Here is a 23314-nt window from a genome sequence, read left to right as displayed (position 1 = left end):
TAGCCTGGATGAGGACTCACCGTCCGTCGCCGCACACGCGCGGCCCTGCCTGCGGCGCCAGCGCAGCCACCGGGCAGCCGAGATCCGGTCCTCGATCCGAGCCAACTGAACTTGCTCGACGAAAGTGCGGTTTCCCCCTCTTTGTCAAGCGCCGAATCCTCGCAATTTCGTCGAGCAGGTCAGCGCGCTTCGACTGGCCGCTCTGCCAGTGTGCGATCTTCCGCGGAGAGCACCGAGCGTCGTCTTTCTTTCGGGACAAGCAAGTTGGTCGACGAGAGCACCTCCACGTCGTCGATGCCGGCTCGCGCGTGGCACGGGATTATCCGGCGTTTCGTGACTACCTGCGGAGTCATCCGGAGGCGGCGACGTCGTACGCAGCCGCAAACGGCCACTTCTGCAGGAGTGCGCCGGCGACCGCGACTGGTACGTGGACAACAAGATCCCCATCGGCGACGCAATCATGAACCCCGCTCGGCGCTGGTCCGACGACCAAACCCGGTAGGTCAACGCGTCCAACGGACCCCAGCCGACAAGGTGGTTCGGACCTGCCGCGGCCCGACGGGTCAGCCGAAGAATTCGGACCGCGGACCACCCCGCGCGAGTCGCTTGGCCTGCTCCGCAGAGCGTACGGGGTGGATCAGGTACTGCGTCGTGGCGGGATCGCCGAGCGGGATCTCCCAGCCGATCTCCAGCCGGCGCGCGTGGACGGGCTCGACGATAGGCCGATCGGAGCCGTCGAGCGGGGTCACCTGGATGTCTATGGGCCCCTGGAGGTCGGTCAGCACCAGCCAACCGGTCACCGGTTCGATCAGCGTGGGCCCGTGGCCCCAGGTCTCCCATAAGGTGTGCCGAGCGTTCCACTGCGTACCGGTGTTCTCGATCCTCGAACACGCGGTCAGCAACAGCTTCTCGCTACGGGCGATCGGCTGCTCGTCCAGCGAGCTCAGGGTGATCGCGCAGAACCGGTTGGCGACGTCGGCTGCCAGATGCCGTGTCGTGCGACCGTTGGCGGTGACGAAGCCGACCAGTGCCTGAGTGCGATCGGTGTCGATGGTGACCAGGCCGCCGTGCTCGGGCGAGACGTGCCAGCCGAGCTCGCCGGTGTCGGTCAGGTAGGGGCCGGGTTCATCCGCAGCGAAGGCGGCGGTCGGCTCGCCGTCGAAGGAGGAGATCCGCAGACCGTGGCGCAACGCGGTCGAGGTCGGGAAGCCGGGCGTGAAGTAGGGCCGCGCCGACTCCGGCAGCCGGATGCTCTCCAGCACCTGCTCGGCCGAATAGGACCGGGTGACGGTCCGGCGCGCCGGCCGGACGTCGGCTCGGCAGAAGATCAGGGCTCCGGCTGCCAGCTGGATCAGCTTCACCGGATCGAGAGTGATGTCGAAGTTGTCGGCCACATAGCGCTGGTAGTCGCCCAGCGCCTTGGGTTCGAAGGTGTAGAAGAAGATCCCGTCCCAGTCCTGGAAGGCGGCGTATGCGGCCAGGATCGGGATCATCTCGGCTGCATACTCGTTCGGATTGGGGTGGTTCACCTCGCTCACCATGAACGGCTTGCCGGCGACCGGTGACCGGCTGAGTTTGACGATCGTCGAGTTCAGCGGATCGTCGACCATCGGCGTGTTCCGGGCGCCCCAGATGGCCGGGTGCTGCCAGTAGACGTGCCCGTCGACGATGTCGAGCTGCGAAGTGCCCTGCACAATCGGCTGGTTGGGGATCCAGTAGGTGTGGTCGGCGCAGCCGACGATCAGCGACGCGACGCCGAGGTCGTCGGTGAGATATCGCTTCATGTCCAGGAAGAAGTCGCGCTCGACCGCGCCGTAGAACTCGCCCTCGGCATGGAACAGCGGCGCCGGTGCCTCGGCGAACTGCTCCACCCGCAGCCGCGGAATCGGCGCATCCGCCGCGACGCCCGCGAGCTTCCGCAACTCGGCGAGCTGGTCCTCGGTTCGGTTGCCGGCCAGCCAGTCCTGATACCTGGCGTCGAGCTGCTCCGCATAGAACGGCGTGAAGTCGAGCTGGATGTCCGGATTGTCCTTCGTCCGCTCTCCCCTCAGCCAGTTGCGCATCCAGAACTCGTACAGCGAGTTCTCGTTGACGATCTCGACGATCGCCACCGCCGGTTCATGCCGGTACTCGTTCCCGGTGTACGGGTTGTGGTGGGTCAGCAGGTCCCGCGCATAGTCTCGCTGGAGCTCGATCAGCCGCTCGCCGATGAAGGTCATGCCCTTCCAGATCCGCACCGCGTCCCAGTCCGGCACGCCGTCGCCCTCGGTGTAGGTGCGACCCACGTTGAGGTTCAGGTTCGTGTAGATCCCACGCTGCTTCAGTTCGGCGACGAAGAAGTCGAGCCGGTCCAGCTGTTCGGGATCGAAGGACCGGGTGTGCTCCTGGCGCCGGTCGATCAACCCGCCGGGCTGCTGGTGATCAACGTCTTCCTCGTCGAGGGTGGGCAGATCCAGGAAGTGGAACCGTACGCAGTTGATGCCGAAGCGGGCCAGCGCGGCCGCCCAGATCGGCGCCTCCTCCTTCGGCGGCAGCAGGGTCGAGCCCTTCGTCCACCCGGTCAGGTTCACACCCCAGATGCGCAGCCGACGGCCGTCCGGCTGGACCAGGTGGCCGTCACGGACGCCGATGAACCCGTCCCGGCCGGCCGGCGCGTCGAGCAGGTGCGACAGATCGGCCTCCGACCGGGCACGTTGGTGATGATCGACAACGTACGGCGCCGGCCGAACGTGAGGGTCGCCGTTGCTCATGGTCTGGGCTCCTACTCCTACGGTTGACGGCTCCGGTCCAGATCGCGGGGGTCGGCGTTGACATCCCTGCTCCGGTGTGACTATATATGTAGCCCTGACTAGACATGCTAGATCGGTTGGCGTCCGGGGATCACGATCGCTTCTTCCGGGCGGCCAACTCACGGCTGCCGAGCGCGACGGGGGGCTCTCAATGTTGATCACGGCCACGGACCGGGCTGCCGTCCGTGCAGTCACGCCGTTCGGACTCAACCAGTGACCGCGTCACAGCCCGGGCTTGCCCAGCCACTGCCCGCCGAAGCCGGCGAACCGTCCGACGCCAAGACCGCGACCGCGGGCCGGGCGCGGAAGAATCCACTGCGTTTCCTATCCCGCAGGTTCGGCTTCTATGTGTTCACCGCGTGGGCAGCGATCACGTTGAACTTCCTGATTCCGCGTTTCGTCCCCGGCGATCCGGCCCAGGATCTGCTGAACAACCTGCAGCAACAGACCGGGCAGACCCCGACCCCCGATCAGATCGCCGCCATCCACACCTTCTACGGCGATCCCACGGAAAACCTGTTCGGGCAGTACCTGCAGTACTGGGCCGACATCGCCCGGTTCCGCTTCGGCACCTCACTGAGCGAATTCCCCACCCCGGTCTCCGAGCTGGTCGGCCAGGCGCTGCCCTGGACCGTCCTGCTGGTCGGCGTGACCACGATCTTCGCCTGGGTCATCGGCACCTTCCTGGGAGCCTGGATCGGCACCCGGCCGGGCAGCCGCGTCGACACGATCTTCACCCCGGTGACCACCTTCCTGCACTCGGTTCCGCCGTTCTGGCTCGCCCTGCTCGCCCTGTGGCTGTTCGGATTCGTGCTCGGCTGGTTCCCGCTGGCCGGCGGCTACGACCCCAGCGTCCCGTTCCAGCTCAACAACATCTGGTTCCTGCTGTCGGTGCTGAAGTACGGCGCGCTGCCGGCCTTCACGTTGATCTTCGTCGGCTTCAACGGCTGGTTCTTCTCGATGCGCAACGTGATGGTCACCACCGTGGCCGAGGACTACGTGCTGCTGGCCCGCGCGAAGGGCCTGTCCAGCCGGCGAGTGCTGTTCAAGTACTCCGCCCGCAACGCCCTGCTGCCGAACGTGACCGGCCTGGCGTTGTCCATCGGCGGCGTGATCAGCGGTGTGCTGCTGACCGAGATCGTCTTCACCTACCCGGGCATGGGTTACCTGCTGCTGAAGGCGATCGGCGCCCACGACTTCCCCGTGATGCAGACCGTGTTCTTGATGATCACGCTGACCACGCTGGCGGCCAACTTCCTCGCCGATTCGCTGTACGTCCTGCTCGATCCGCGGACCAGGGAGAGCAACTGATGTCCGTACGACGCCTGTTCCGTTCCTGGCGTGCCCGGATCGGCTTTGCGATTCTGGCCATCTTCATCCTCGTGGCCATCGCCGGGCCGCCATTCGTCAACCACGTCCTGCAGATGCCGGCCGATGCCATCGACTACAACGCACTGCACCAGCCTCCCGGCGGCGGTCATCCGCTCGGCACCACGAACAGCGGCCAGGACGTGCTGTCTCAGGTCCTGGTCGGGGCACGCAGCAGCGTCGCGGTCGGTGTCACGTCGGCCGTGTTGGCCACCGTGCTGGCGATCTTGGTCGGCGTCACCGGCGGCTTCCTCGGCGGCCGGTCCGACCGGGTGTTGACGGTGCTGACCAACCTGTTCATCACGCTGCCGAGCTTCGCGCTGATCCTGATCGTGGCCGGTTACGTGCAGGGCGTCACCTGGGTGGTGGTCGCATTCCTGATCGGCATCTTCGAGTGGCCGGCCGGCGCACGCTACCTGCGGGCCCAGACCCTGTCGTTGCGCAACAGGGATTTCGCGGTCGCCATGCGCGCCCTGGGCGAGACCCGCAGCCGGCTGATCTTCTCCGAGATCCTGCCGCATCTGACCGGGATCATCTCGGCCATGTTCCTGCGGGCCATGGTGGCCGGCGTGATGGCCGAAGCCGGTCTGGCCTTCCTCGGCATCAGCGCCGAGACGATCAGCTGGGGAACGATGATCGAGGACTCGCGCGATCAGTCGGCAATCCGATTGGGCTACTGGTGGTGGTACTTGCCGCCGGGTCTGTGTCTGGCTCTGATCGGCACCGCAACCGCCTTGATCAACTTCGGCATCGACGAACTCAGCAACCCCCGGCTGCAGGGCAAGGAGCGTGCCCTCGTACGGCAATTCGACAAGCTGCGCAAGAAGAACTTCCGAAAGGGCCAACGCGATGTTGCCGAACCCAGCAGCCGGCAGAAGGTGGCGGCTCGATGACTGAGAATCTCGTCCGGGAACGCTTCGCACCGACCGGCACCGTTCCCCAGTCCGAACGCCGGCGAGGCCGTCCGATCCTGGAGGTCTCCGGGCTCACCGTGGACTACCTGACCGAACGCGGCCCGGTCCGCTCGTGCAACAACGTCGACCTCACCCTGCACGAGGGCGAGATCGTCGGGGTCGCGGGCGAGTCCGGCTCGGGCAAGTCAACGCTGATCACCGCGCTCACCCGGCTGCAGCGGCCACCGGCCGTCACCGTCGGCGGCAGCATCACCTACCACTCACCGGACAGCGGCACGGTCGAGTTGACCACGCTGAGCGACGCCGCGCTGCGACGGCTGCGGTGGAACGAGATCGCGATCGTGCTGCAGTCGGCGATGGACTGCCTCAATCCGGTGATGCGGCTCGGCGACCAGTTCGCCGACGCGCTGCGGCAGCACAACCGAGGCATGGGCCAGCAGGCCGTCAAGGCTCGGGTCGCCGAGTTGCTGGAGATGGTCGGGGTGCCGGCGAACCGGTCCCGCAGCTATCCCCATGAGCTGTCCGGAGGGATGCGGCAGCGATCGCTGATCGCGCTGGCGCTGGCCTGCCAGCCACGCATCGTGGTGATGGACGAGCCGACCACAGCAGTGGACGTGGTCATGCAGCGGCAGATCCTGGCGCAACTGTTGAGCCTGCAGGAGCAACTCGGGTTCGCGGTCGTCTTCGTCACCCATGACCTGTCCCTGCTGGTGCAGTTGGCCGATCGCATCGCGATCATGTACGCCGGTCGGATTGTCGAGGAAGCGTCCGCCCAGCAGATCTACAACGATCCGCTGCACCCATACGCCCGCGGCCTGCGCGACGCCTTCCCGTCCCTGCATGCACCGCTGACGGAGCTGTCCGGCATCGGTGGCAACCCGCCGGACCTGCGCCATCCGCCGTCCGGATGCCCCTTCAATCCACGCTGCAGCCACCGCTTCGACCGGTGTTCCTCCGAACTGCCGATCTTGTCGCCGATCGGCGATCGGCAGGTCGCCTGCCATCTTCACGACGTCTCCCCCGCCGGAGTGCCGGCAGAACCATCCGGAAGGTCGGTGTGATGACTTCCCAGCCGGTGACCGCCGAGACTCGGACCGTGGACCGCGATGCACCCGTGGTGCTCGAGGCGAAGAACGTCAGCAAACACTTCGACGTGCACAGTGCGTTCGGCGGCGGTTCGGTCATCCACGCCGTCGAGGACGCGAGCTTGCAACTGCGGCGCGGTCAGATCGTCGCGCTGGTCGGCGAGTCGGGCAGCGGCAAGACGACCCTGGCCCGACTGCTCGCCCAGTTCTACCCGGTCACCTCCGGGGAGATCCGACTCGACGGTGAACCCGTCGATGCCAAGCTGGGCTTCGGAAATCGCGAGTTCCACAGCCGGGTGCAGTTGATCTTCCAGGATCCGTTCGGCGCGCTGAACCCGCAGAAACCGGTACGACACAACCTGGAGCGGGCGCTCAAGCTGCATCACGACTTCGCCGGCCGGGCCGAACTGCAGGGGCGCATCCTCCAGCTGATGGAGCGGGTCAATCTGACCCCGGCCGCAGACCTGGTCGACGCCTACCCGCACCAGCTGTCCGGCGGCCAGCGGCAGCGTCTGGTGATCGCCCGGGCGCTCGCGGTCGATCCCGAGGTGATCCTCGCCGACGAGCCGATCTCGATGCTCGACGTGTCCATTCGCCTCGACATCCTGAATCTGCTCCGCAAACTGCGCGACGAGCAGGACCTGGCGATGCTCTACATCACCCACGACATCGCCAGCGCACGCTACCTGGCCAACGCGGTGCAGGTGATGTACGCCGGACAGACCGTCGAAGGCGGACCGACGGAATCGGTGATCCAGAACCCGCAGCATCCCTACACCCAACTGCTGCTGGAGTCCTCCCCCGATCCGGAGACCTCGCTGGACGCCGGCGCCGCGCTCGATCTCGGCGAACCGCCCAATCTGGCCGATCCGCCCGCCGGATGCCGATTCCACCCCCGCTGTCCGTTCGCCATGGACATCTGCAAGACCACGTTCCCTCCTCGCAGCCAGCTCAGTGCCGATCACTGGACGCATTGCTGGCTCCATGCCGAGAAACCCACCGACACCCCGAAGACGCAGGAGCTGGGAGACCCATCATGAAAAGCCGAATCATCGCCGTGGTGCTGGCGTTAGCACTGATCGTGAGCGGCGCTGCCTGCTCCACGGAACGCACCAAGAGCCCCACCGGGCAGGTCGTCGACACCCTCAAGCTCGCGATGGGCGGCGCGACCTCGTACACCCAGAACTTCAACCCGTTCTCCCCGGCCGCGAACAAGAGCCCGTTGATGAACCTGATCTTCGAGCCGTTGATCCGGGTCAACCGCGCCGACGCGATGAAGGTCGAGCCGTGGCTGGCCAAGTCGTACGAGTTCTCCTCCGACGGCAAGAAACTGACTTTCCACCTCCGCGACGACGTCACCTGGAGCGACGGTCAGCCGTTCACCTCCGCCGACGTGAAGTACACCCTCGAGTTGCCGACCACGACCAACGGCCTGGCAGTTGCACCGATCCCCGACCTCGGTTCGATCGAGACACCGGACGAGCACACGGTGGTCGTCAACTACACCAAGCCGGAACTGCATGACCTGACCAACTACAGCAAGATCCCGCGAGCGATCGTGCCGAAGCACCTGTGGGAGAAACAGGATCCGGTGAAGTGGACGAACAAGGAGCCGGTGTCCACCGGTGCGTTCACCCTGGAATCGTTCAGTCCGCAGTCCATCCGGCTGAAGGTGCGCGACAACTACTGGAACGGCAAGTTCAACGGCGTCAAACATGTCGAGATCAAGCCGTTCGCGTCGGAGGAATCCGGCAAGCAGATGCTGCTGAAGAACCAGATCACCTGGGCCGGGATGAGTTGGCAGAACTACCAGACCGACTTCGTCGGAGCCGACCCGCAGCACAACCACTACTGGACCTATCCGGCAGGTTTCTCCACCGGCCTGCTCTTCAACATGAAGAAGGGCCCGACCACCGACGTGCACATCCGCCGTGCCCTCTACGCCGCGATCAACGCCGACGACCTGTCCAAGCTGTTCAACTCCGGCACCAAGACCGCCAACCCGACCGGTCTGGAGCCCGACACCTGGGGCAGCTACCTGCCGTCGGATCTGGCAAACGTGCGGCACCAGCAGAACGTCGAACTGGCCAAGTCGGAACTGAAGGCCAGCGACTACACCGTCGAGAACGGGACCCTGACCAAGGGCGGCAAGAGCTACCCGATCACGTTGATCACCAACTCCGACGACTCGACCTGGAACACCTACGGGCCGGCCGTGCAGGAGCAGTTCAAGCAGGTGCTCGGGCTGAAGGTGAAGCTGAACGCGGAGCCGGGCCAGTCCTGGTCGCGTGATCTCGGCAACGGTGACTTCCAGATGATCCAGCAGTACCTGTTGAGCGGTGACGACATCTGGGCCAGCCTCAACGCCCAGCTGAACAGCAGTTACGTGGTGCCGATCGGCAAGACCGCGGTGGCCAACCAGGGTCGGTTCGAGAATCCGCAGGTGGACAAGCTGCTGAACCAGATGGCCCAGACACTGGACACGAACGCGCTCAAGCAACGCACCGCGGAGATCTCCAAGATCATCGTCGATCAGGTGCCGTACGCCCCGCTGCACTCGGCCACCTACTACGTCAACGTGAACTCCACCGATTGGATCGGCTGGCCGGATCCCAAGAGCGCCGAGTACATCCCGCACATCACCCAGCCGGTGGATGCGACGATCACCATCCAGCACCTGAAGCCGAATCCGGAGAAGGCCGCGCGCTAGTCGCTTGCCACGTCCCACATAAGGAGACAGCGATGGATGTCGTACGGGCAACGTACGAGATCGAAACTGCCCTCCCGCTCGAGGCGACCGTCGCCACCATTGCGGGAGAGCAGTCCACCGGCACCTTCGTCGCGGTGCGGGGCGAGACCGAGCGGTTGACCGCTCGGCACGCCGCGACGGTGGAATCGATCGACGAGCTTCCGCCGAGCGGCCGGCCACCACTGCCGGGCGCATCGGGTGACTGGAGCGTCGCCAGGCGGGCCCGGGTGCGGATTGCGTTCCCGCTGCACAACTTCGGAGCCTCGCTGCCGAACCTGCTGGCCGCGGTCGCGGGCAACCTGTTCGAGCTAAGGGAGGTCGGTGCGCTACGGCTGATCGATCTCGACCTGCCGATGGCTTTTGCCGATGCCTACCCGGGTCCCGGTTTCGGCGTGCAGGGCACCCGCAAGCTGGTCGGCCGCGAGTCCGGCCCGTTGATCGGAACCATCGTCAAGCCCAGCATCGGGTTGTCCGCCGACGAACTGGCGGCGCTGGTGCGGGAGATCGTCGAGGCCGGCATCGATTTCATCAAGGACGACGAGCTGCAGGGCAGCGCCCCGTGTCTGCCGTTGGCCGAACGGGTCCGGGCGGTGATGTCGGTGCTCAAGCCGTACGCCGACCGGACCGGCCGGATGCCGATGTACGCGTTCAACATCACCGACGACATCTCCCGGCTGGCCGCCAATCATGATCTTGTGCTGGAGGCCGGCGGCAGCTGCGTGATGGTCTGCGTCAATCTCGTCGGCCTGGCCGGAGTGCACTACCTGCGGGAACGATCCGAGCTGCCGATCCACGGTCACCGGGCGATGTTCGGCGCCTTCTCCCGCTCTCCCCAGCTCGGGATCGGGTTCACGGCCTTCCAGAAGCTCGCTCGGTTGGCCGGCGTCGATCATCTGCACACCAACGGAATCGCGAACAAGTTCTACGAGTCCGACGAGCAGGTGCTGGCTTCGATCGAGGCCGTCCGGCGTCCGTTCCTGGGCGGTTACCACATCCTGCCGGTGCTGTCGTCGGGCCAGTCGGCCGGACTGGCCCACGCCACCTACGCCGCCACCGGCACCGAGGACCTGCTGGTGCTCGCCGGTGGCGGCATCCACGGCCATCCGCACGGCTCGGCAGCCGGGGTGCGGTCGATGCGGGAGGCCTGGGCAGCAGCGATCGAGGGCGAGTCGTTGGACGCCCGGGCGGCGCGGGTGCCCGAGCTTGCCGCCGCGATCGACAAGTTCGGCCGGCGCTGATGCCTCGTTTCGCCTTCTACGGTGACGATTTCACCGGTTCGGTGGACGTGCTGCTGCAGTTCCGCCGGGCCGGCCTCAGTGGCGTGCTGGCGACCTCTGCAGCCGTCGAGCTGCCCACCGACGGGCACGACGTCGTCGGCATCGCCGGCACCGCACGATCCCTGCCGACCGACAAGATGGCCGCGGAGGCTCTCCCCGCCCTGTCCCGGCTGCACAGGCTGCAGCCGGATCTGATTCAGTACAAGGCCTGTTCGACCGTCGATTCCTCGCCCGAGATCGGCAGCCTGGGTCAGGTGCTTGAACTGGGCACCAGGCTGTTCGGAGCCGGACCCATCCCGTTGGTCTTCGCCCAGCCCGACTTCGGCCGCTACACGTTCTTCGGTCACCACTTCGCCCGGGACGGGGCCGAGGTGTTCCGGCTGGACCGGCAGCCGACCATGATCAACCACCCGGTCACGCCAGCCACCGAATCCGACCTGCGGCTCTTCCTCGGCCGGCAGACGAAGCTGCCCATCGGACTGCTGCCGTGGACCGCCTACGACCAGCCGGACACGGTCGCCGCAGCCCTGTCCGGGCCCGAGGCCGGCATGCTCTGCGACGCCTTCACCGATCAGCAACTCGACCTGCTGGCACGGACGATCATGGATCGCGGTGCTGCGCCGGCGTTCGTGATCGGGTCCGGCGGCATCAGCGCCGCGCTCGGCCGGACCGCGACGCCGCCCCGGACCGCTACGATGCCGCCGCTGCCGACAACGGCCGAGCCGGCCGACGGTCCGATCCTGGTGCTCAGCGGAAGCACCTCGGCGCGTACTCAGCAGCAAGTCGCGACATCGGGATGGCCGCGGCTGGATCTCTTCGACGACGACGCACTGCGCCGCACACTGGACCTGCAGTCCGACGGCGCCGACGTCATCGTCAGCTCCACCGAGTCGTCGAAAACCGTTGCCGCCGAGGAGATCCCGGATCGGCTGGCCGAGATCGGCGATGCCTGGCTTCGTCGAGCCGACCACGGCCGTGTGATCATCTGTGGTGGAGACACCTCCGGGCGGGTGCTGCGTCGCCTCGGCGTCAACACGCTCAGCGTCGCCGCTCAACCGTGGGGAAACGTCTGCCTGTGCCACGGCGATGGGCAGGAGCAGCACCTGAGTCGGACCGAGTTCGTCCTCAAGGGCGGACAGATGGGCGAAGCCGACCTGTTCACCAAGATCAAGACCGGCGGATCGGTCAACGCCGCCTCAGCAACCAGTAAATCGTCCTGTTCTGAAAGGCAATGATGCTCACCGACACGAGCAACAGCCCGTACGCGGTCATGTCCTGTCTGCCGGCCAAGGGCTGCACGATCACCGGGCCCGGCCCGGTCGCGCGGCTGCGGGCGCGGACGGTGGAGGTCACCGTTCCGACCATGGGCAAGATCATGTTCGACTCGTCGATCGCGCATGCCTACGAGAATTTTCTGGTCGCCGCGGGTGATTTCGCCGGCGAACATCACGGACCGCCGTTCATGGACGGCGACCTCTACAAGTGGCTGGAATCGGCAACCGTTGCCGCGGCCGAGTCGCCGGACACCGATCTGGCCGACTACCTGACCAAGGCCGCCATCGCCATCGAGCGAGCCCAGCAGCCGGACGGCTACCTCCACACCAAGACGACGATCGCGCAGCGGGCGGGCAGCGACGTGCTGCCGTTGGACGAGCGGCTCAATTTCGAGACCTACAACCTCGGCCACCTGATGAACCTCGCCTGCGTTCACTATCGGCTGACCGGAGACAACTCCTATCTGAAGGTGGCCGAGCGGGCCGCCGGCTACTTGATCGGCCTCACCATCGACCACCCGGAGCGGTTGGCCGACTGCAACATCTGCCCGTCCCACTACATGGGCTCGATCGAGCTCTATCGCACCACCGGCGACGCGCGATACCTCGAACTGGCCGGCAAGCTGCTGGATCTCCATGGTGGCAAGGGATCCGACGGCAGCGACGACAACCAGGACGTACTGCCGGTTCGAGAACAGCGGCAGGCTGTCGGACACTCCGTGCGCGCCAACTACCTGTATGCGGGGATGGCCGACTACGCGCTGGAGACCGGCGACCAGGAGTTGATCACCGCGCTGCAGAGCATCTGGGATGATCTGGTCGGCTCCAAGCTCTACATCACCGGCGGCTGCGGCGCGCTGTACGACGGTGCCTCACCCGACGCCGGGCAGAACTACTGGGCGATCACCCGGGTGCATCAGGCCTACGGCCGCCCCTACCAACTGCCGAATGTCACCGCCTACAACGAATCGTGCGCATCGCTCGGCTTGATCTTCTGGGCCTGGCGGATGCTCACCCTGACCGGAGACGCACGCTACGCCGACGAGATCGAGCGAGTCATCTACAACGCGCTGCCGGCGATGATCGGCGCCGACGGCACGAGCTACTTCTACACCAACCCGCTGCGTCAGGTCAGAGACCTGCCCTTCCCGCTGCGGCGCGCGGGCAACCCGAAGGACTCCGTGCCGCCGCCGTCGCATGAGCGCGGACGCCAGGAGTACATGACCGCGTGCTTCTGCTGCCCACCCAACATCGCCCGCGTCATCACCGAACTCCCCTACTACGCCTACAGCCACAAGGACCGGACCGCCTGGGTGCACCAGTTCGTGACCGGCACCGCGACCACCGACTTCGACGGAGTTGCCGTCACGGTGCGCCAGGAAACCGACTACCCCGCAACCGGGATCATTCGCCTCGGCGTGCAGGCGGAACGGCCGGTCGACGGTCAGCTGCGGGTGCGGATTCCCGGCTGGAGCAAAGACGCGCAGGTGTCGGTGGACGGTCGACCGGTGGATCGGTTCGAAAGCGGTTATGCCGTCCTTGATCAACAGTGGGATCACAACACCGTCGAGATCTCCCTGGACCTGTCGGTCCGGCTGACGGTCGCCCATCGGTTCCTGGAGGAGGCGACCAACCAGGTCAGCGTCGTACGCGGTCCAGTCGTCTACTGCGTCGAGTCGGCCGACCTGCCCGACGACGTCACCGTGGGCTCCGTCGCGATCCCGCAGACGATCGACTGGACCGAGGAGCCGGGCGACGGCATCTTCGGCGGCCACGTCCTGCTGCGCGGCACGGCTGCCCGATTGCCTGACCCCGTACCGGACGGCCGGCTGTACGCCGAACTCGATCCCAGTCCGCCGACACCGCTGGACCTGCGGCTGATTCCCTACGCTCTGTGGGGAAACCGCGGATCCGGCGAGATGTCTGTCTGGCTCCCACTGCTCCGCTGACCGGAAGGACCGACCCATGACCCGGCTTGCCATGCTCCACACCGGAGCCGTCGTCATCCCCACCTTCACCGAGCTGGCCGCGCACCAGCTGCCGACGGTTGAGATCCAACACCTGCTGGATGATCGCATCGTCTCCGACCTGGGCCGAGGCGCGGAAAGAACCGACATCGCAACCCGGTTGGCCGCACTCGGACGGGCGGCGAAAACGTCCGGCGCCGACGCGATCGTCTTCACCTGCTCGTCCATCTCCGGCTACGCCGCCGCTCTGGAAGATGATCTTGGCCTGCCGGTCTTCCGGATCGACGAGGCGATGGCCGACGAAGCGGTCCGCGGCGCTCAGCGGATCAGCGTGATCGCCACTCTGGAAACGACGCTGCTGCCCACGGCCGCGTTGCTGCGAGAACGGGCGGCCGGACAGGGCAAACAACCGGAGATCACCGAAGTCGTCGTCCCTGGCGCCTTCGAAGCGGTTACCGGCGGCGATCGGGACCGGCACGACGCGTTGGTCGCCCAGGCCATCACCGACCAGGCCGGCCGCAGCGACGTGATCGTGCTCGCCCAGGCGTCGATGGCCTCCGCTGCAGCCAAGACCCAGGTCGACGTACCGGTGCTGACCAGCCCGGAGCTCGGCATCCGGCGCGTCGCCGAGTTGCTCGCCCGGAGCGAGGCGAGCAGGTGACCGAGCCGTCCAACGGCACCCATCAGCCACAACGTGGTCGGCTGGCACTGCTGATCAAGGCCGCCCGGATGTATCACGAGGAAGGCATCCGGCAGCCGGAGATCGCAGAGCGGCTGAATCTCAGCCAGTCAAGGGTTTCCCGGCTGTTGAAGGACGCTCAGCGTCTTGGTGTCGTACGCACCACGGTGGTGACCCCGCCGGGCTTCTTCTCCGAGCTGGAGCAGGCCATCGCTGCCGAACTCGGGCTGCGCGACGTGGTCGTCTCCGAAGCCGCCTCGGACGACGACGCCGGGGTGCTGTCAGCCATCGGGGCCGCTGCAGCTTCCTACTTCGAGTCGACTCTGGCCTCCGGCGAGCGGGTCGGCATCTCGTCTCGTTCCGCGTCCCTGCTGGCCATGGTCGAGTCGCTGGCCCCGATCGTGGCGGGCAGTGCCGAGGTCGTGGTCCAGACCCTGGGAGCGGTCGGGAACCCGACGATGCGGGCGCAGGCTACCCGGCTCACCGATCGATTGGCGCAGTTGACCGGTGCTGACCCGATCTATCTCGCTGCTCCCGGAGTGGTCGCCAACCGCGATGTCCGGGACGGGTTGCTCGCCGACCCGTACATCGCCGATGCGGCTGCCGCGTGGCGCACCTTGAGCGTGGTCCTCACCGGTATCGGCGCGGCGACTCCGCTCCGGACCTCCTGGGGTGCTGCGCTGCCCCAGGCCGACATCGATCGGCTGTCCTCGATGCACGCGGTCGGCGACGTCTGCCTGAATTTCTTCGACGGGAACGGCGCGCCCGTCGACGGGGATCTGCGCAACCGCGTGATCGGCATCGGCGCCGACGACCTGTTGGCCGTGCCCCGGCGGATCGGTGTCGCCGGTGGAGCACCGAAGGTCGACGCGATCCGGGCCGCCGCGCGCGGCGGCTGGATCAACATCCTGGTCACCGACAACTACACCGCGCGGCGGTTGCTGGCATGATCAACACCTGGCGGGCATCCCGGTCGCCAAGGCACCCATCTCGTCAGGCCCGGGTGTGCGCGTGGGACTGGCCGGCCAAGGACCAGATCCGTTCCAGCTCCAGTCCGGTGCTGCCCTCGTTGTCCGTACGGAAGCCCTCGACCAACGGGCCGATGAAGGCCTGCCAGCGCCTGTTCGCCGGATCGTCGGCGAGGGCGGTCCAGGCGGCGTCGAAATCCTCGCAGTCGACCAGGTGGAACAGGTCCCGGCCGCTGCGCCAGATCGTCCAGTCGACGATGCCCAACCGGTCGAACGAGGCGACCAGGTCGTCGGGGATCGCAGCATGATCGGTGCGGTACCGGTCTTCCGTCTCGGGTTTGAGAATCGAGTGCAACGCCACGCGCATACCAGCTGCTCCTTCAACTCGGCCAACTGTTGAGCAATCGTTTGAGCAAAGCTAGCATTCCGCCCGACGGTGATCAACAACGTCACGTTATGCGGACAGATGCCGGATCCGACCAGACAGGATGATCATGATCAGCTATCAGCCGAGCTGGGAGTCGTTGCGGCAGCACCAGATCCCCGATTGGTTCACAGACGCCAAGTTCGGTATCTGGGCGCACTGGGGTGCTCAGTCGGTTGCTCGCTCCGGTGACTGGTATGCACGCCACCTGTACGGTCTGCAACCTCACTTGGAGGACTGGGAGGTCAGACGGCCGAAGCGGCAGAGTGCCTACCACCGGGAGCACTACGGTCCGCCGACCGAGTTCGGTTACAAGGATCTGGTCAATCTGTGGAAGGCCGAGCATTTCGACGCCGATTCCTTGATCGACTTCTACGCCGACAACGGCGCCCGCTACTTCGTCAGCATGGCGAGCCACTGCGACAACGTGGATCTGTGGGACTCCGACCAACATCCGTGGAACACCACCAGGGTCGGCCCCGGCCGCAACATCGTGGCCGAATGGGCGAAGGCGGCGCGTCGGCGAGATCTGCCGTTCGGGCTCAGTTTTCATCAGAACTGGACCTGGCGGTGGCTCAACGTCGCCACCGGCAACGATCCCGAGACCGGCGAGCCCTTCGACGGTCGACTGACCGCTGCTGACGGCGTCGGGACGTGGTGGGAAGGGCTCGATCCGATCCGCTTGTACGGCCCGATTCGCAGCGGCCACGGACCGGCGCCGGTCGAAGTGGCCGAGGACTTCTATCGCCGCCTCTGGGATGCGGTGTCGAAGTACGAGCCGGAGTTGGTCTATCTGGACGACTCCCGGATGCCGTTCGACCGGGGCAGCACCGTCGAGACTGCTCCCCCGTCGCAGCTGGGGCTGAAGTTCCTGTCGGACTACTACCGTCGGGTGCCGGCCGGAATCGCCGCGATCAAGGACGTACCGGACGAGGATCGCACCGCCGTCCTGCTCGACTCGGAGCGACGGCAACGGGCAGAGATCGAGACGATCGGCTGGCAACTCGACACCAGCGACGGCGAATGGTTCGACTGCGCCGACGACACCGGACTGTTCCGGCCGCGCAAGAACGCCCCCGAGGTGTTGCGAATGCTGATCGACGTGGTCAGCAAGAACGGCAGCCTGCTGCTGAACGTGCCGCAACTCGCCGACGGCACCCTGGACGAGCACGCCCGCCGGCTCGTCACCGAGATCGGCGATTGGCTGCGGACCAACGGCGAAGGCATCTACGGAAGCCGGCCGTGGCTGCGCCACGGGGAAGGTCCGAACGTCCTCGAGTCGGCGTCGCGGGACGAGAAGGACATCGACACGTACACCGCCGAGGACTATCGCTTCACCCAGGTCGGCGAGCAGGTCTATGCGTTCGGCATGGCCCGGCCGTCAGCAGGCGTTGCGGTGATCACCAGCCTCGGCACCGATCGAGGACTTCTGACCCGGCGGATCTCCTCGGTGACCCTGCTCGGTCACGGTCGGCTCGGGTGCAGCCAGGACGCCGACGCCCTCCGGATCAAGCTGCCCGAGCAGCATGCTGCCGATCTCTATGCGCTACGGATCAGTACCTCCTGAACGTCAGACTTCGGCGCTGCTGCCTGCGGCCCAGGAGCCGTAAGCAAGCCCGAGGCCGAATCGGCTGTGCACGTTGAAGACCTGATACAGCGCACTGATCTCGGCCCGGATCTGGCGTTGGGAGAGCTGCAGCTCCTTCGCGATGCGTTCGTCGGTGAGGTCACCGGCGATCAGGCGAAGGATCTGCAGCTGACGCCGAGTGAGCCGAATGGACGGATCACGCCAGTTCGGTTGCAGCGGCACCGACGTTGCCATCAAGCTGTCGAGATAACGCTCGGCCTCCAGCACGGCATTCTTTGCCGTGGTCACCAGCATCCGGTGGGCGCGATGCGTCACGTCATCGCGCTCGGTGATGGCCAGGATTCGTCGATCCACGACCCGCACGTTCAGCGGTATCGACGACGCGATGTTGAAGGTGTCGCGTGGTGTGCTGGTGATCGAGAACCAGCGTGGATCGACGCCACGCAGGATTGTGTGGTCCTCGACCTGCCGAGCATTGGGTATGGCGGAGATGTCGAAGGTGACCGGCGCCGGCGGCCATCCGACGACGCGGTCGGTGCAGCCGATGACCTGCCGCTGCGACAGTTCGGCAATCTGCCCCAGTACGTGTACGGACTCCTCGTGGCCGGTCGCGAACAGCCGTACGTCGGGTGCGTTCCGGCTGGCAGGATGCCAGATCCATTGGGGAAATCCGCTCAGCAGATCGGCTTCTTGCCTCTCCAGTTGTTCCGTGACGGTCCGCAGGGTCGCAGCGACAGCGACGCTCGGCAGACAGGGGGCATGTCGTCCTGCTCGACTGTTCGACGGCATGGCGCCGACTGTAGCCAGCATCGGTGTCGCTCGGCCGACGGCGCTCTCATGCTGATCTCATCCTGCCTTCCGCCCGCGCGACCGGCCCATACGACCCGCGGGGGTGGTGCGATCTGTGGGCCTCCTCAATCGGAGGCCCACATCGTGATGACTAGAGCTGGTGTCCGCAGCTGCCGCCAGTCAGGCCGCCGCGCACCACCCAGCCCCTCTTGCCCGTCTGGGCGTCGAAGCCCTCGATCCAGTTGCCCTTGACGGTCAGCGGGTTGCTGGTCCAGGTCTGGCCGCGCAGGCCGACGCCGTTGATGGGATAGGCCGTGCTGGCGCCGCCACGAATGTTGGTGTTGACCCTGAAGTGATAGCTGCACACCGGGTGACTGCCGGCCGCGGTCACGGCCTGCGCCGGTGCCGAGACAAGCGTTGTCAACGACGCCGCTGCCACAGCTGATGCTGCGACCAGTGCGCCGACTCGTGAAGTCCTCATCTGCACTCCGTTCCTTCCTGTTGCGTGACTTTCGACGCACCAAGAAGTATCAGTTCGACCTCGGCAGCGGCCACGCCGCGAGGCAGTGCTGCCGGAACCGGCAGGGGCCTTGACGAGGGCGGGCAACTGTGCCTGCGTCGCCGGCCAAGCCGGTCCGCACACAGCGCCGGACGCTACGGCCGGCCTCTGAGTTGTGCGGCCAGGAGGCGGGCTTCGTGGGCGATGTCGTGCAGCATGCCGGCCGGCGAGACGCGATATCCGCAGAAGAACAATCCGGGCAGGGCGGTCGGCCGACCGGATTCGTACGGGACTCCGGAGGGGTCGCATACGGCGGCCCACTCGGGCAGGAATTCCGCCAGTGCGGGGACGTACCCGGTGCCCAGAACGACTGCTGTCACCTCGAGTTTGGTCCCGTCGATGAACTCCACACCCTCCGGCGTGAACCGTGAGATTGCGCCGTGCAGCGTTATACGACCGGCCCGGAGCTGGTCGAGCGCACCGCTGTCGAGCAAGGGGATGCGCCGGGTCCGAGCGATTTGGGTCATCGGTCCGTACGGAAGTTTGTCCAGCCCGAGCCGGCGGATGTCTCCGACCGTCAGCCGGACCAACGGCCAGGCCAAGGCATCGGCGGCCCTGGCCGGTAGATGATGCAGTGCGGCCCCGAGTCGGAGCACCGGTACGCCGAGAAGGTCACGCGGGATGACGTTGACCGGTGAGCGTACCGACAGGTGTGTTTCGACTCCGCCCTCGACCAGGTCGACCGCCTGCTCGCAGGCCGAATTGCCGAACCCGACGACGAGTACTCGCTCTCCGTGCCACGGCGTCGGGTTGCGGTAGGCGCTGGAGTGCAGAATCTCACCGCGGAAGTCCTCGATGCCGGGCCAGGACGGCAACACCGGACGCCGGTTGAACCCGGTCGCGACGACGGCAGTGCCGGCTCGCCACTGCCGGTCGGCAGTCGTAGCGACCCAGTCGCCGCCCTCCCGCTCCAGCCGAAGCACCCGCTGGCCGTATTGCGGGGCCAACCGGTGATGGTCTCGATACTGCTCCAGATAGCTGACCACCTGATCGCGGGCAAGATAGCGCCGCCATCCCGCTGGCATCTCCAGACCGGGCAACGCCGAGGCCGCTCTGGGCGTGTGCAGGTGCAACCGATCGTAACGACCTCGCCAGCTGGCGGCGACGTCGTCGGCGGCCTCCAGCAGCACGGTCCGCTGCCCCGCCCGCTGCAGGCAGGCCGCGGTGGCCAGGCCTGCCGCCGAAGCACCGATGACGAGCGTTTCGCTGCGCCGTGTCATAGCCGCATCGTAGGCACCGCTACTGTCGGCACGTGCCTACGACTGTTGCTCGCGTCACCGTTTCCGTCGCCTCACTGGACCGCGCACGAGTCCTGTACGAGCAGGTGTTGGGCCTTCACCGGCGCTACGCCACCGACGAACTGACCCTGCTCGCAACCAAGGATCCGGTGGTTGAGGTGCTGTTGCATCAGCGCCCGCCCACGCCAGGAGATGCCGGCGTCGCTGTCAGCTTCGCCGTCACCGACGTCGACCGGACCACCCGACAGGCAGTGGCTGCGGGTGCGACGGTGGTCGACCCGCCGTCGCACCAGCCGTGGGGTGAACGCCAGTCGGTGCTGCGCGACGTGGACGGCCACATCCTCTGCCTGGTTGCGCCGACGACGACGTAGGCGGCCACGCGGACCGTCATCGCCGCGCGCTCACCCGCCGACAGCCTCTGGCGATGTCGTCCGGTCCGGAGGATGCGGACCGTGGGATCTGGCCCGATCGTGGACCGGGGATGCACACGCGTGCCCGGGCCCGATGTCATCGGGGAGGAGGTCCGCATGACCGACACCAGCGCAGTAACGTCGACCGAAATGCCGGTGACCCGAACGAGAGGCTTCTGGCCACTGATGGGCCATGCGGTCGGTCTCGGCGTCTTCGGAGCGTTCTTCAGCCTCGCCTTTCTGGGAGTGATCGGCGTGGGTGGAAAGTGGTACACGTCGTCGGACCACGGCTGGTGGGGCGGGCATTGGTGGTGGTTGGCGGTCACGACTGCCGCCGGCGTCGCGGTGGGGCTGCTGAGGCACTTGACGAAGCTGCCCGCGAAGACACCCACGCTGGTTGATGATCTTCAATCCCAACACATCGAGCCCGCGGTGGTGCCTGGGATTCTTGCGGTGTCGGCGATCTCGCTGATCGGCGGCGCGAGCCTCGGTCCGGAACAGGCTCTGGGCACGGCCGGTGGCTGGGCCGGAGGCTGGACCGCCCGGCGGCGCGGGGCGACAGTCGATGACACGAAGGTCAACACCCTGGCCGGCTTTGCCGGGGCGTACGGCGGGTTGTTCTCCAGCGTGCTGATCGTGGTGGCGTTCATCTGCGAGATCGCCAGTCCGGGTGAGAAGCTCTACCGCAAGGTGCTCCCCGCCACGATCATCGCCGGAGCGATCTCGTTCGCGATCTACTACCTGATCGCCGGCTCGGTGTTCCTCGACAAGTACGACGTCGGATCGTTCGCATATCACGACTGGGAGTTGGCTGCCGGCGTGGGTTTCGGCCTGCTGGCCGCGGTCATCGTGCTCGTGCTCGGCATCTTCATGTCCGCAGCCACCGCCTTGTTCGGTCGGCTCAAGCTGCCGACGTTCGTGAAGTCCACGATCGGCGGCGTCCTGTTCGGTGTGGTCGGCGTCGCCCTGCCGCTCAGCATGTTCAACGGCAGCGAGCAGCTCTCCGTGGTCATCAGCGATCAGGCCGCGCTGGGCTTTGCGCTGATCGCTGTGCTGATCGTCGCGAAAATGTTCACCTTCTCGGTCAGCGTCGCGAGCGGCTTCGTCGGAGGTCCGATCTTCCCGGCCCTCTTCATCGGCGGAACCGCCGGCGTCGCCGTGCACTTGCTCTTCCCGGACGTGCCGTTGGGACTGGCCTTCTCCTGCCTGCTGGTCGCCGTGCCCGGGGCCTTGATCGCGGCGCCCTTCTCACTGGTTCTGATGGCCGTGTTCTTCACCAGACTCGGCGCATTGCAGACCGCCCCGGTGCTGATCGCCGTGATCACGGCCTTTCTGGCAGTAGCGGGAGCCCGATACCTGCTCGCAGCGAGGACGACGCGAGACCGACCGGAAACGGCCGGTGCAGAGATCGCGGATCAGCCGCGGTGATGCGGGGTGCGCCGAGATCCTCGGCGCCTCAGGCCGTTAGGATTTCGCTGTGGCAGACACCGATCGGGTTGGCACCGATGGGCAGGGGCAGCAGATCAGCTGGCTGGTGCTCGTCTACCGGATCCCGTCCGAGCCGACCCGGCTGCGGGCGACGGTTTGGCGTCGGCTGAAGGCATTGGGTGCCGTCTATCTGCAGAACTCGGTCGCCACGCTGCCGCTGAACAACGCAAACGAGCGCGCCATGCGCAAGCTGCAGCGGGAGATTCTCGGCCTGGATGGCACCGCCACGTTGTTCCGGTCGACGCCGCTGGCCGGCGAACAGACCGTGATGGCCGCGTTCCAGGCGGCCCGATCCGACGAGTACGAGGAGATCATCGACCGCTGTCAGGGATTCGTGGCCGAGGTCGAGAAGGAGTACACGAGCTCACATTTCAGCTATGCCGAGCTCGAGGAGAACGAGGTCGATCACACCAAGTTGGTGAACTGGCTGGCCAAAGTGCGCGATCGCGACGTCTTCGGGGCTCCCGGTCGCACCGAGGCCGAGGCCGCGGTGGCGAACTGCGAGAAGGTCCTGGAGGACTACGCGACCAGAGTTTATGCGGAGGAGCCGGAAGGCCACTGACCGCCGGCGTCAGCCGTCAGGAGCGGGCCGCGCGCAGGGTCCCGTACGGGATCAGGATCGCCAGTCCGGCCGGCGCGATCAGCCAGGCGGCCGACGCCGTATGCGCGAGCGCGATCGCTGCCAGCATCACCAGAACGCCGACCGCTACCTGCCAGTCGTCGCCGATGACGAAGTCGTACCAGAACAGGCCGAACGCCTTCAGCCTGTGCCTCACCGTCGGGACCACGACGACGTCCGGCGCTGTCCCGGTGTGGGTGGCGGTGGCCGGCTCGGTGGAAGCCGGCGCTTCCGCGGTGCCGGTGTTGTCAGGAAGCTGACGGTCGCGTCCAGCGGTGGCCGCTGCTTGCGTCTTCGCGGAGTCGGCGACGAGCCTTCGCCGGCGCAGGCGGACGAGGACAGCCACCAGCAGCAGGCAGTAGCCGGCGACCGCAGGCGCGATCAGCAGCAGCGCGACGTCCGCGCCCGGCCAGACCGCACCTGCTCCCTCGGCGCCCCAATAAACGCCGAAAGTCGTCAGCATGATGCCGACCACGAACTTGAGTGTGTTCTCCGGGACCCGAGACAGTGGCCCACGGATCACCGCGCCGAGGATCACCACGATCACCGCGGCAGCCACCGCCGCCAGGACCGCCACCGGCAGGTTGCCTTCGTTGGTGGCGAAGGTCAGCACGATGAACACGACCTCCAGACCCTCCAACAACACGCCCTTGAATGCCAGCGTGAACGCGTACCAGTCGGAGACTCCGAACCGATGTTCACGCTCCGCTGCGGCAGCTGCCGCGACCTGCTTCCGGTAGATCAGGTCCTCGTCATGCAGTGCCTTGAAGCCGCTCGCCCTCAAGGCCGCCTTACGCAGCCACTGCAGGCCGAACACCAGCAACAGCGCACCGACCACCAGTCGCAGAATGCCGAGCGGGAGCAACATGATCGCCGGTCCGGCGACAGCCACGATCGCGGCCAGCGCGATCAACGCAACCACGGTCCCGGTCAGCGCCGACCGCCAATTGCGCGTCGCTCCGACCGCGACGACGATCGTCGTCGCCTCGACCGACTCGACGATGCACGCCAGGAAGACCGCAACGAACAACGCGACCGCAGTCATCGGTCCTCACCTCCTCGCCCGACAGGTGCTGCCGACTGTAACAGTCGTTAGCTCTCGTGTGTAGCAGGCGCTCGAACAAGCTTG

General features: G+C 66.5%; 21 protein-coding genes. 15 read left to right on the top strand and 6 right to left on the bottom strand.

Translation table 11 applies throughout. The features are described from left to right. Window positions 1–8: 8 nt before the first annotated feature. On the top strand, window positions 9–464 hold the full coding sequence (locus FOE78_RS24765; RefSeq protein WP_143985997.1) for a GrpB family protein: 456 nt from the start codon (window positions 9–11) through the stop codon (window positions 462–464). Between the two features lie 99 nt (window positions 465–563). On the opposite strand, the gene FOE78_RS09080 is transcribed toward FOE78_RS24765, so the two are convergent. Further along, the gene (locus FOE78_RS09080) at window positions 564–2750 is read right to left on the bottom strand and encodes a glycoside hydrolase family 5 protein (protein ID WP_143985996.1); all 2187 of its coding nucleotides are present in this window, start codon (window positions 2748–2750) and stop codon (window positions 564–566) included. Window positions 2751–3002: 252 nt separating this feature from the next. On the opposite strand from FOE78_RS09080, the gene FOE78_RS09075 reads away from it, so the two are divergent. From FOE78_RS09075 to FOE78_RS09030, 10 genes are read left to right on the top strand one after another with little or no spacing between them, the layout of a single operon-like run. Then, a complete protein-coding gene (locus FOE78_RS09075; protein ID WP_228266120.1) occupies window positions 3003–4100 on the top strand; it encodes an ABC transporter permease in 1098 nt (365 codons plus the stop codon). Next, window positions 4100–5050 (top strand): ABC transporter permease, encoded by a 951-nt coding sequence (locus FOE78_RS09070; RefSeq protein ID WP_143985995.1) that lies wholly within the window; start codon window positions 4100–4102, stop codon window positions 5048–5050. The genes FOE78_RS09075 and FOE78_RS09070 overlap by 1 nt, the downstream gene beginning before the upstream one ends. Continuing rightward, on the top strand, window positions 5047–6132 hold the full coding sequence (locus FOE78_RS09065; protein WP_143985994.1) for an ABC transporter ATP-binding protein: 1086 nt from the start codon (window positions 5047–5049) through the stop codon (window positions 6130–6132). The genes FOE78_RS09070 and FOE78_RS09065 overlap by 4 nt, the downstream gene beginning before the upstream one ends. Then, entirely contained in the window at window positions 6132–7196 is a 1065-nt protein-coding gene (locus FOE78_RS09060; RefSeq protein ID WP_143985993.1) for an ABC transporter ATP-binding protein, read from the top strand. The genes FOE78_RS09065 and FOE78_RS09060 overlap by 1 nt, the downstream gene beginning before the upstream one ends. Further along, entirely contained in the window at window positions 7193–8866 is a 1674-nt protein-coding gene (locus FOE78_RS09055) for an ABC transporter substrate-binding protein (protein ID WP_143985992.1), read from the top strand. Before FOE78_RS09060 ends, FOE78_RS09055 begins: the two co-directional genes overlap by 4 nt. Window positions 8867–8898: 32 nt before the next feature. Next, complete coding sequence (locus tag FOE78_RS09050) at window positions 8899–10143, top strand: RuBisCO large subunit C-terminal-like domain-containing protein (RefSeq protein WP_143985991.1); 1245 nt, start codon at window positions 8899–8901, stop codon at window positions 10141–10143. Beyond that, on the top strand, window positions 10143–11417 hold the full coding sequence (locus tag FOE78_RS09045) for a four-carbon acid sugar kinase family protein (RefSeq protein WP_143985990.1): 1275 nt from the start codon (window positions 10143–10145) through the stop codon (window positions 11415–11417). Before FOE78_RS09050 ends, FOE78_RS09045 begins: the two co-directional genes overlap by 1 nt. After that, a complete protein-coding gene (locus FOE78_RS09040) occupies window positions 11417–13405 on the top strand; it encodes a glycoside hydrolase family 127 protein (protein ID WP_168207440.1) in 1989 nt (662 codons plus the stop codon). Before FOE78_RS09045 ends, FOE78_RS09040 begins: the two co-directional genes overlap by 1 nt. A 16-nt stretch (window positions 13406–13421) precedes the next feature. Then, on the top strand, window positions 13422–14084 hold the full coding sequence (locus tag FOE78_RS09035) for an aspartate/glutamate racemase family protein (RefSeq protein WP_143985988.1): 663 nt from the start codon (window positions 13422–13424) through the stop codon (window positions 14082–14084). After that, the gene (locus FOE78_RS09030; RefSeq protein ID WP_210414895.1) at window positions 14081–15052 is read left to right on the top strand and encodes a sugar-binding transcriptional regulator; all 972 of its coding nucleotides are present in this window, start codon (window positions 14081–14083) and stop codon (window positions 15050–15052) included. The genes FOE78_RS09035 and FOE78_RS09030 overlap by 4 nt, the downstream gene beginning before the upstream one ends. A 43-nt stretch (window positions 15053–15095) precedes the next feature. Here FOE78_RS09030 and FOE78_RS09025 read toward each other — a convergent pair whose 3' ends face one another. Beyond that, window positions 15096–15437 (bottom strand): L-rhamnose mutarotase, encoded by a 342-nt coding sequence (locus tag FOE78_RS09025; protein ID WP_143985987.1) that lies wholly within the window; start codon window positions 15435–15437, stop codon window positions 15096–15098. 127 nt (window positions 15438–15564) lie between these two features. Between FOE78_RS09025 and FOE78_RS09020 the strand changes: the two genes are divergently transcribed. Continuing rightward, window positions 15565–17061 carry an alpha-L-fucosidase gene (locus FOE78_RS09020; protein ID WP_168207439.1) on the top strand — a complete coding sequence of 499 codons (1497 nt, stop codon included), beginning with the start codon at window positions 15565–15567 and terminating at the stop codon, window positions 17059–17061. 3 nt (window positions 17062–17064) lie between these two features. Here FOE78_RS09020 and FOE78_RS09015 read toward each other — a convergent pair whose 3' ends face one another. From FOE78_RS09015 to FOE78_RS09005, 3 genes are all read right to left on the bottom strand, one after another. Further along, window positions 17065–17871: a helix-turn-helix transcriptional regulator gene (locus tag FOE78_RS09015; RefSeq protein WP_168207438.1), complete on the bottom strand. Its 807-nt coding sequence runs from the start codon at window positions 17869–17871 to the stop codon at window positions 17065–17067. Between the two features lie 151 nt (window positions 17872–18022). Further along, window positions 18023–18310, bottom strand: a complete 288-nt coding sequence (locus FOE78_RS09010; protein WP_143985984.1) for a hypothetical protein — start codon at window positions 18308–18310, stop codon at window positions 18023–18025. A 215-nt stretch (window positions 18311–18525) separates the two neighbouring features. Further along, window positions 18526–19650, bottom strand: a complete 1125-nt coding sequence (locus FOE78_RS09005; RefSeq protein ID WP_143985983.1) for a flavin-containing monooxygenase — start codon at window positions 19648–19650, stop codon at window positions 18526–18528. Window positions 19651–19682: 32 nt separating this feature from the next. On the opposite strand from FOE78_RS09005, the gene FOE78_RS09000 reads away from it, so the two are divergent. The 3 genes from FOE78_RS09000 to FOE78_RS08990 all read left to right on the top strand — a co-directional run bounded on the left by FOE78_RS09000 (window position 19683) and on the right by FOE78_RS08990 (window position 22128). After that, window positions 19683–20039 (top strand): VOC family protein, encoded by a 357-nt coding sequence (locus tag FOE78_RS09000; RefSeq protein WP_143985982.1) that lies wholly within the window; start codon window positions 19683–19685, stop codon window positions 20037–20039. A gap of 156 nt (window positions 20040–20195) precedes the next feature. Further along, window positions 20196–21506 (top strand): chloride channel protein, encoded by a 1311-nt coding sequence (locus tag FOE78_RS08995; protein ID WP_168207437.1) that lies wholly within the window; start codon window positions 20196–20198, stop codon window positions 21504–21506. Window positions 21507–21555: 49 nt separating this feature from the next. Next, entirely contained in the window at window positions 21556–22128 is a 573-nt protein-coding gene (locus FOE78_RS08990; protein ID WP_210414894.1) for a Chromate resistance protein ChrB, read from the top strand. A 16-nt stretch (window positions 22129–22144) separates the two neighbouring features. On the opposite strand, the gene FOE78_RS08985 is transcribed toward FOE78_RS08990, so the two are convergent. Next, window positions 22145–23230 (bottom strand): COG4280 domain-containing protein, encoded by a 1086-nt coding sequence (locus FOE78_RS08985; protein ID WP_228266119.1) that lies wholly within the window; start codon window positions 23228–23230, stop codon window positions 22145–22147. Between the last annotated feature and the right edge of the window lie 84 nt (window positions 23231–23314).

The organism is Microlunatus elymi, from assembly GCF_007362775.1.
GTDB lineage: Bacteria > Actinomycetota > Actinomycetes > Propionibacteriales > Propionibacteriaceae > Microlunatus > Microlunatus elymi.
Note: the sequence above shows the minus strand (reverse complement) of the source record. Positions and strands in the feature narration are given on the sequence as shown.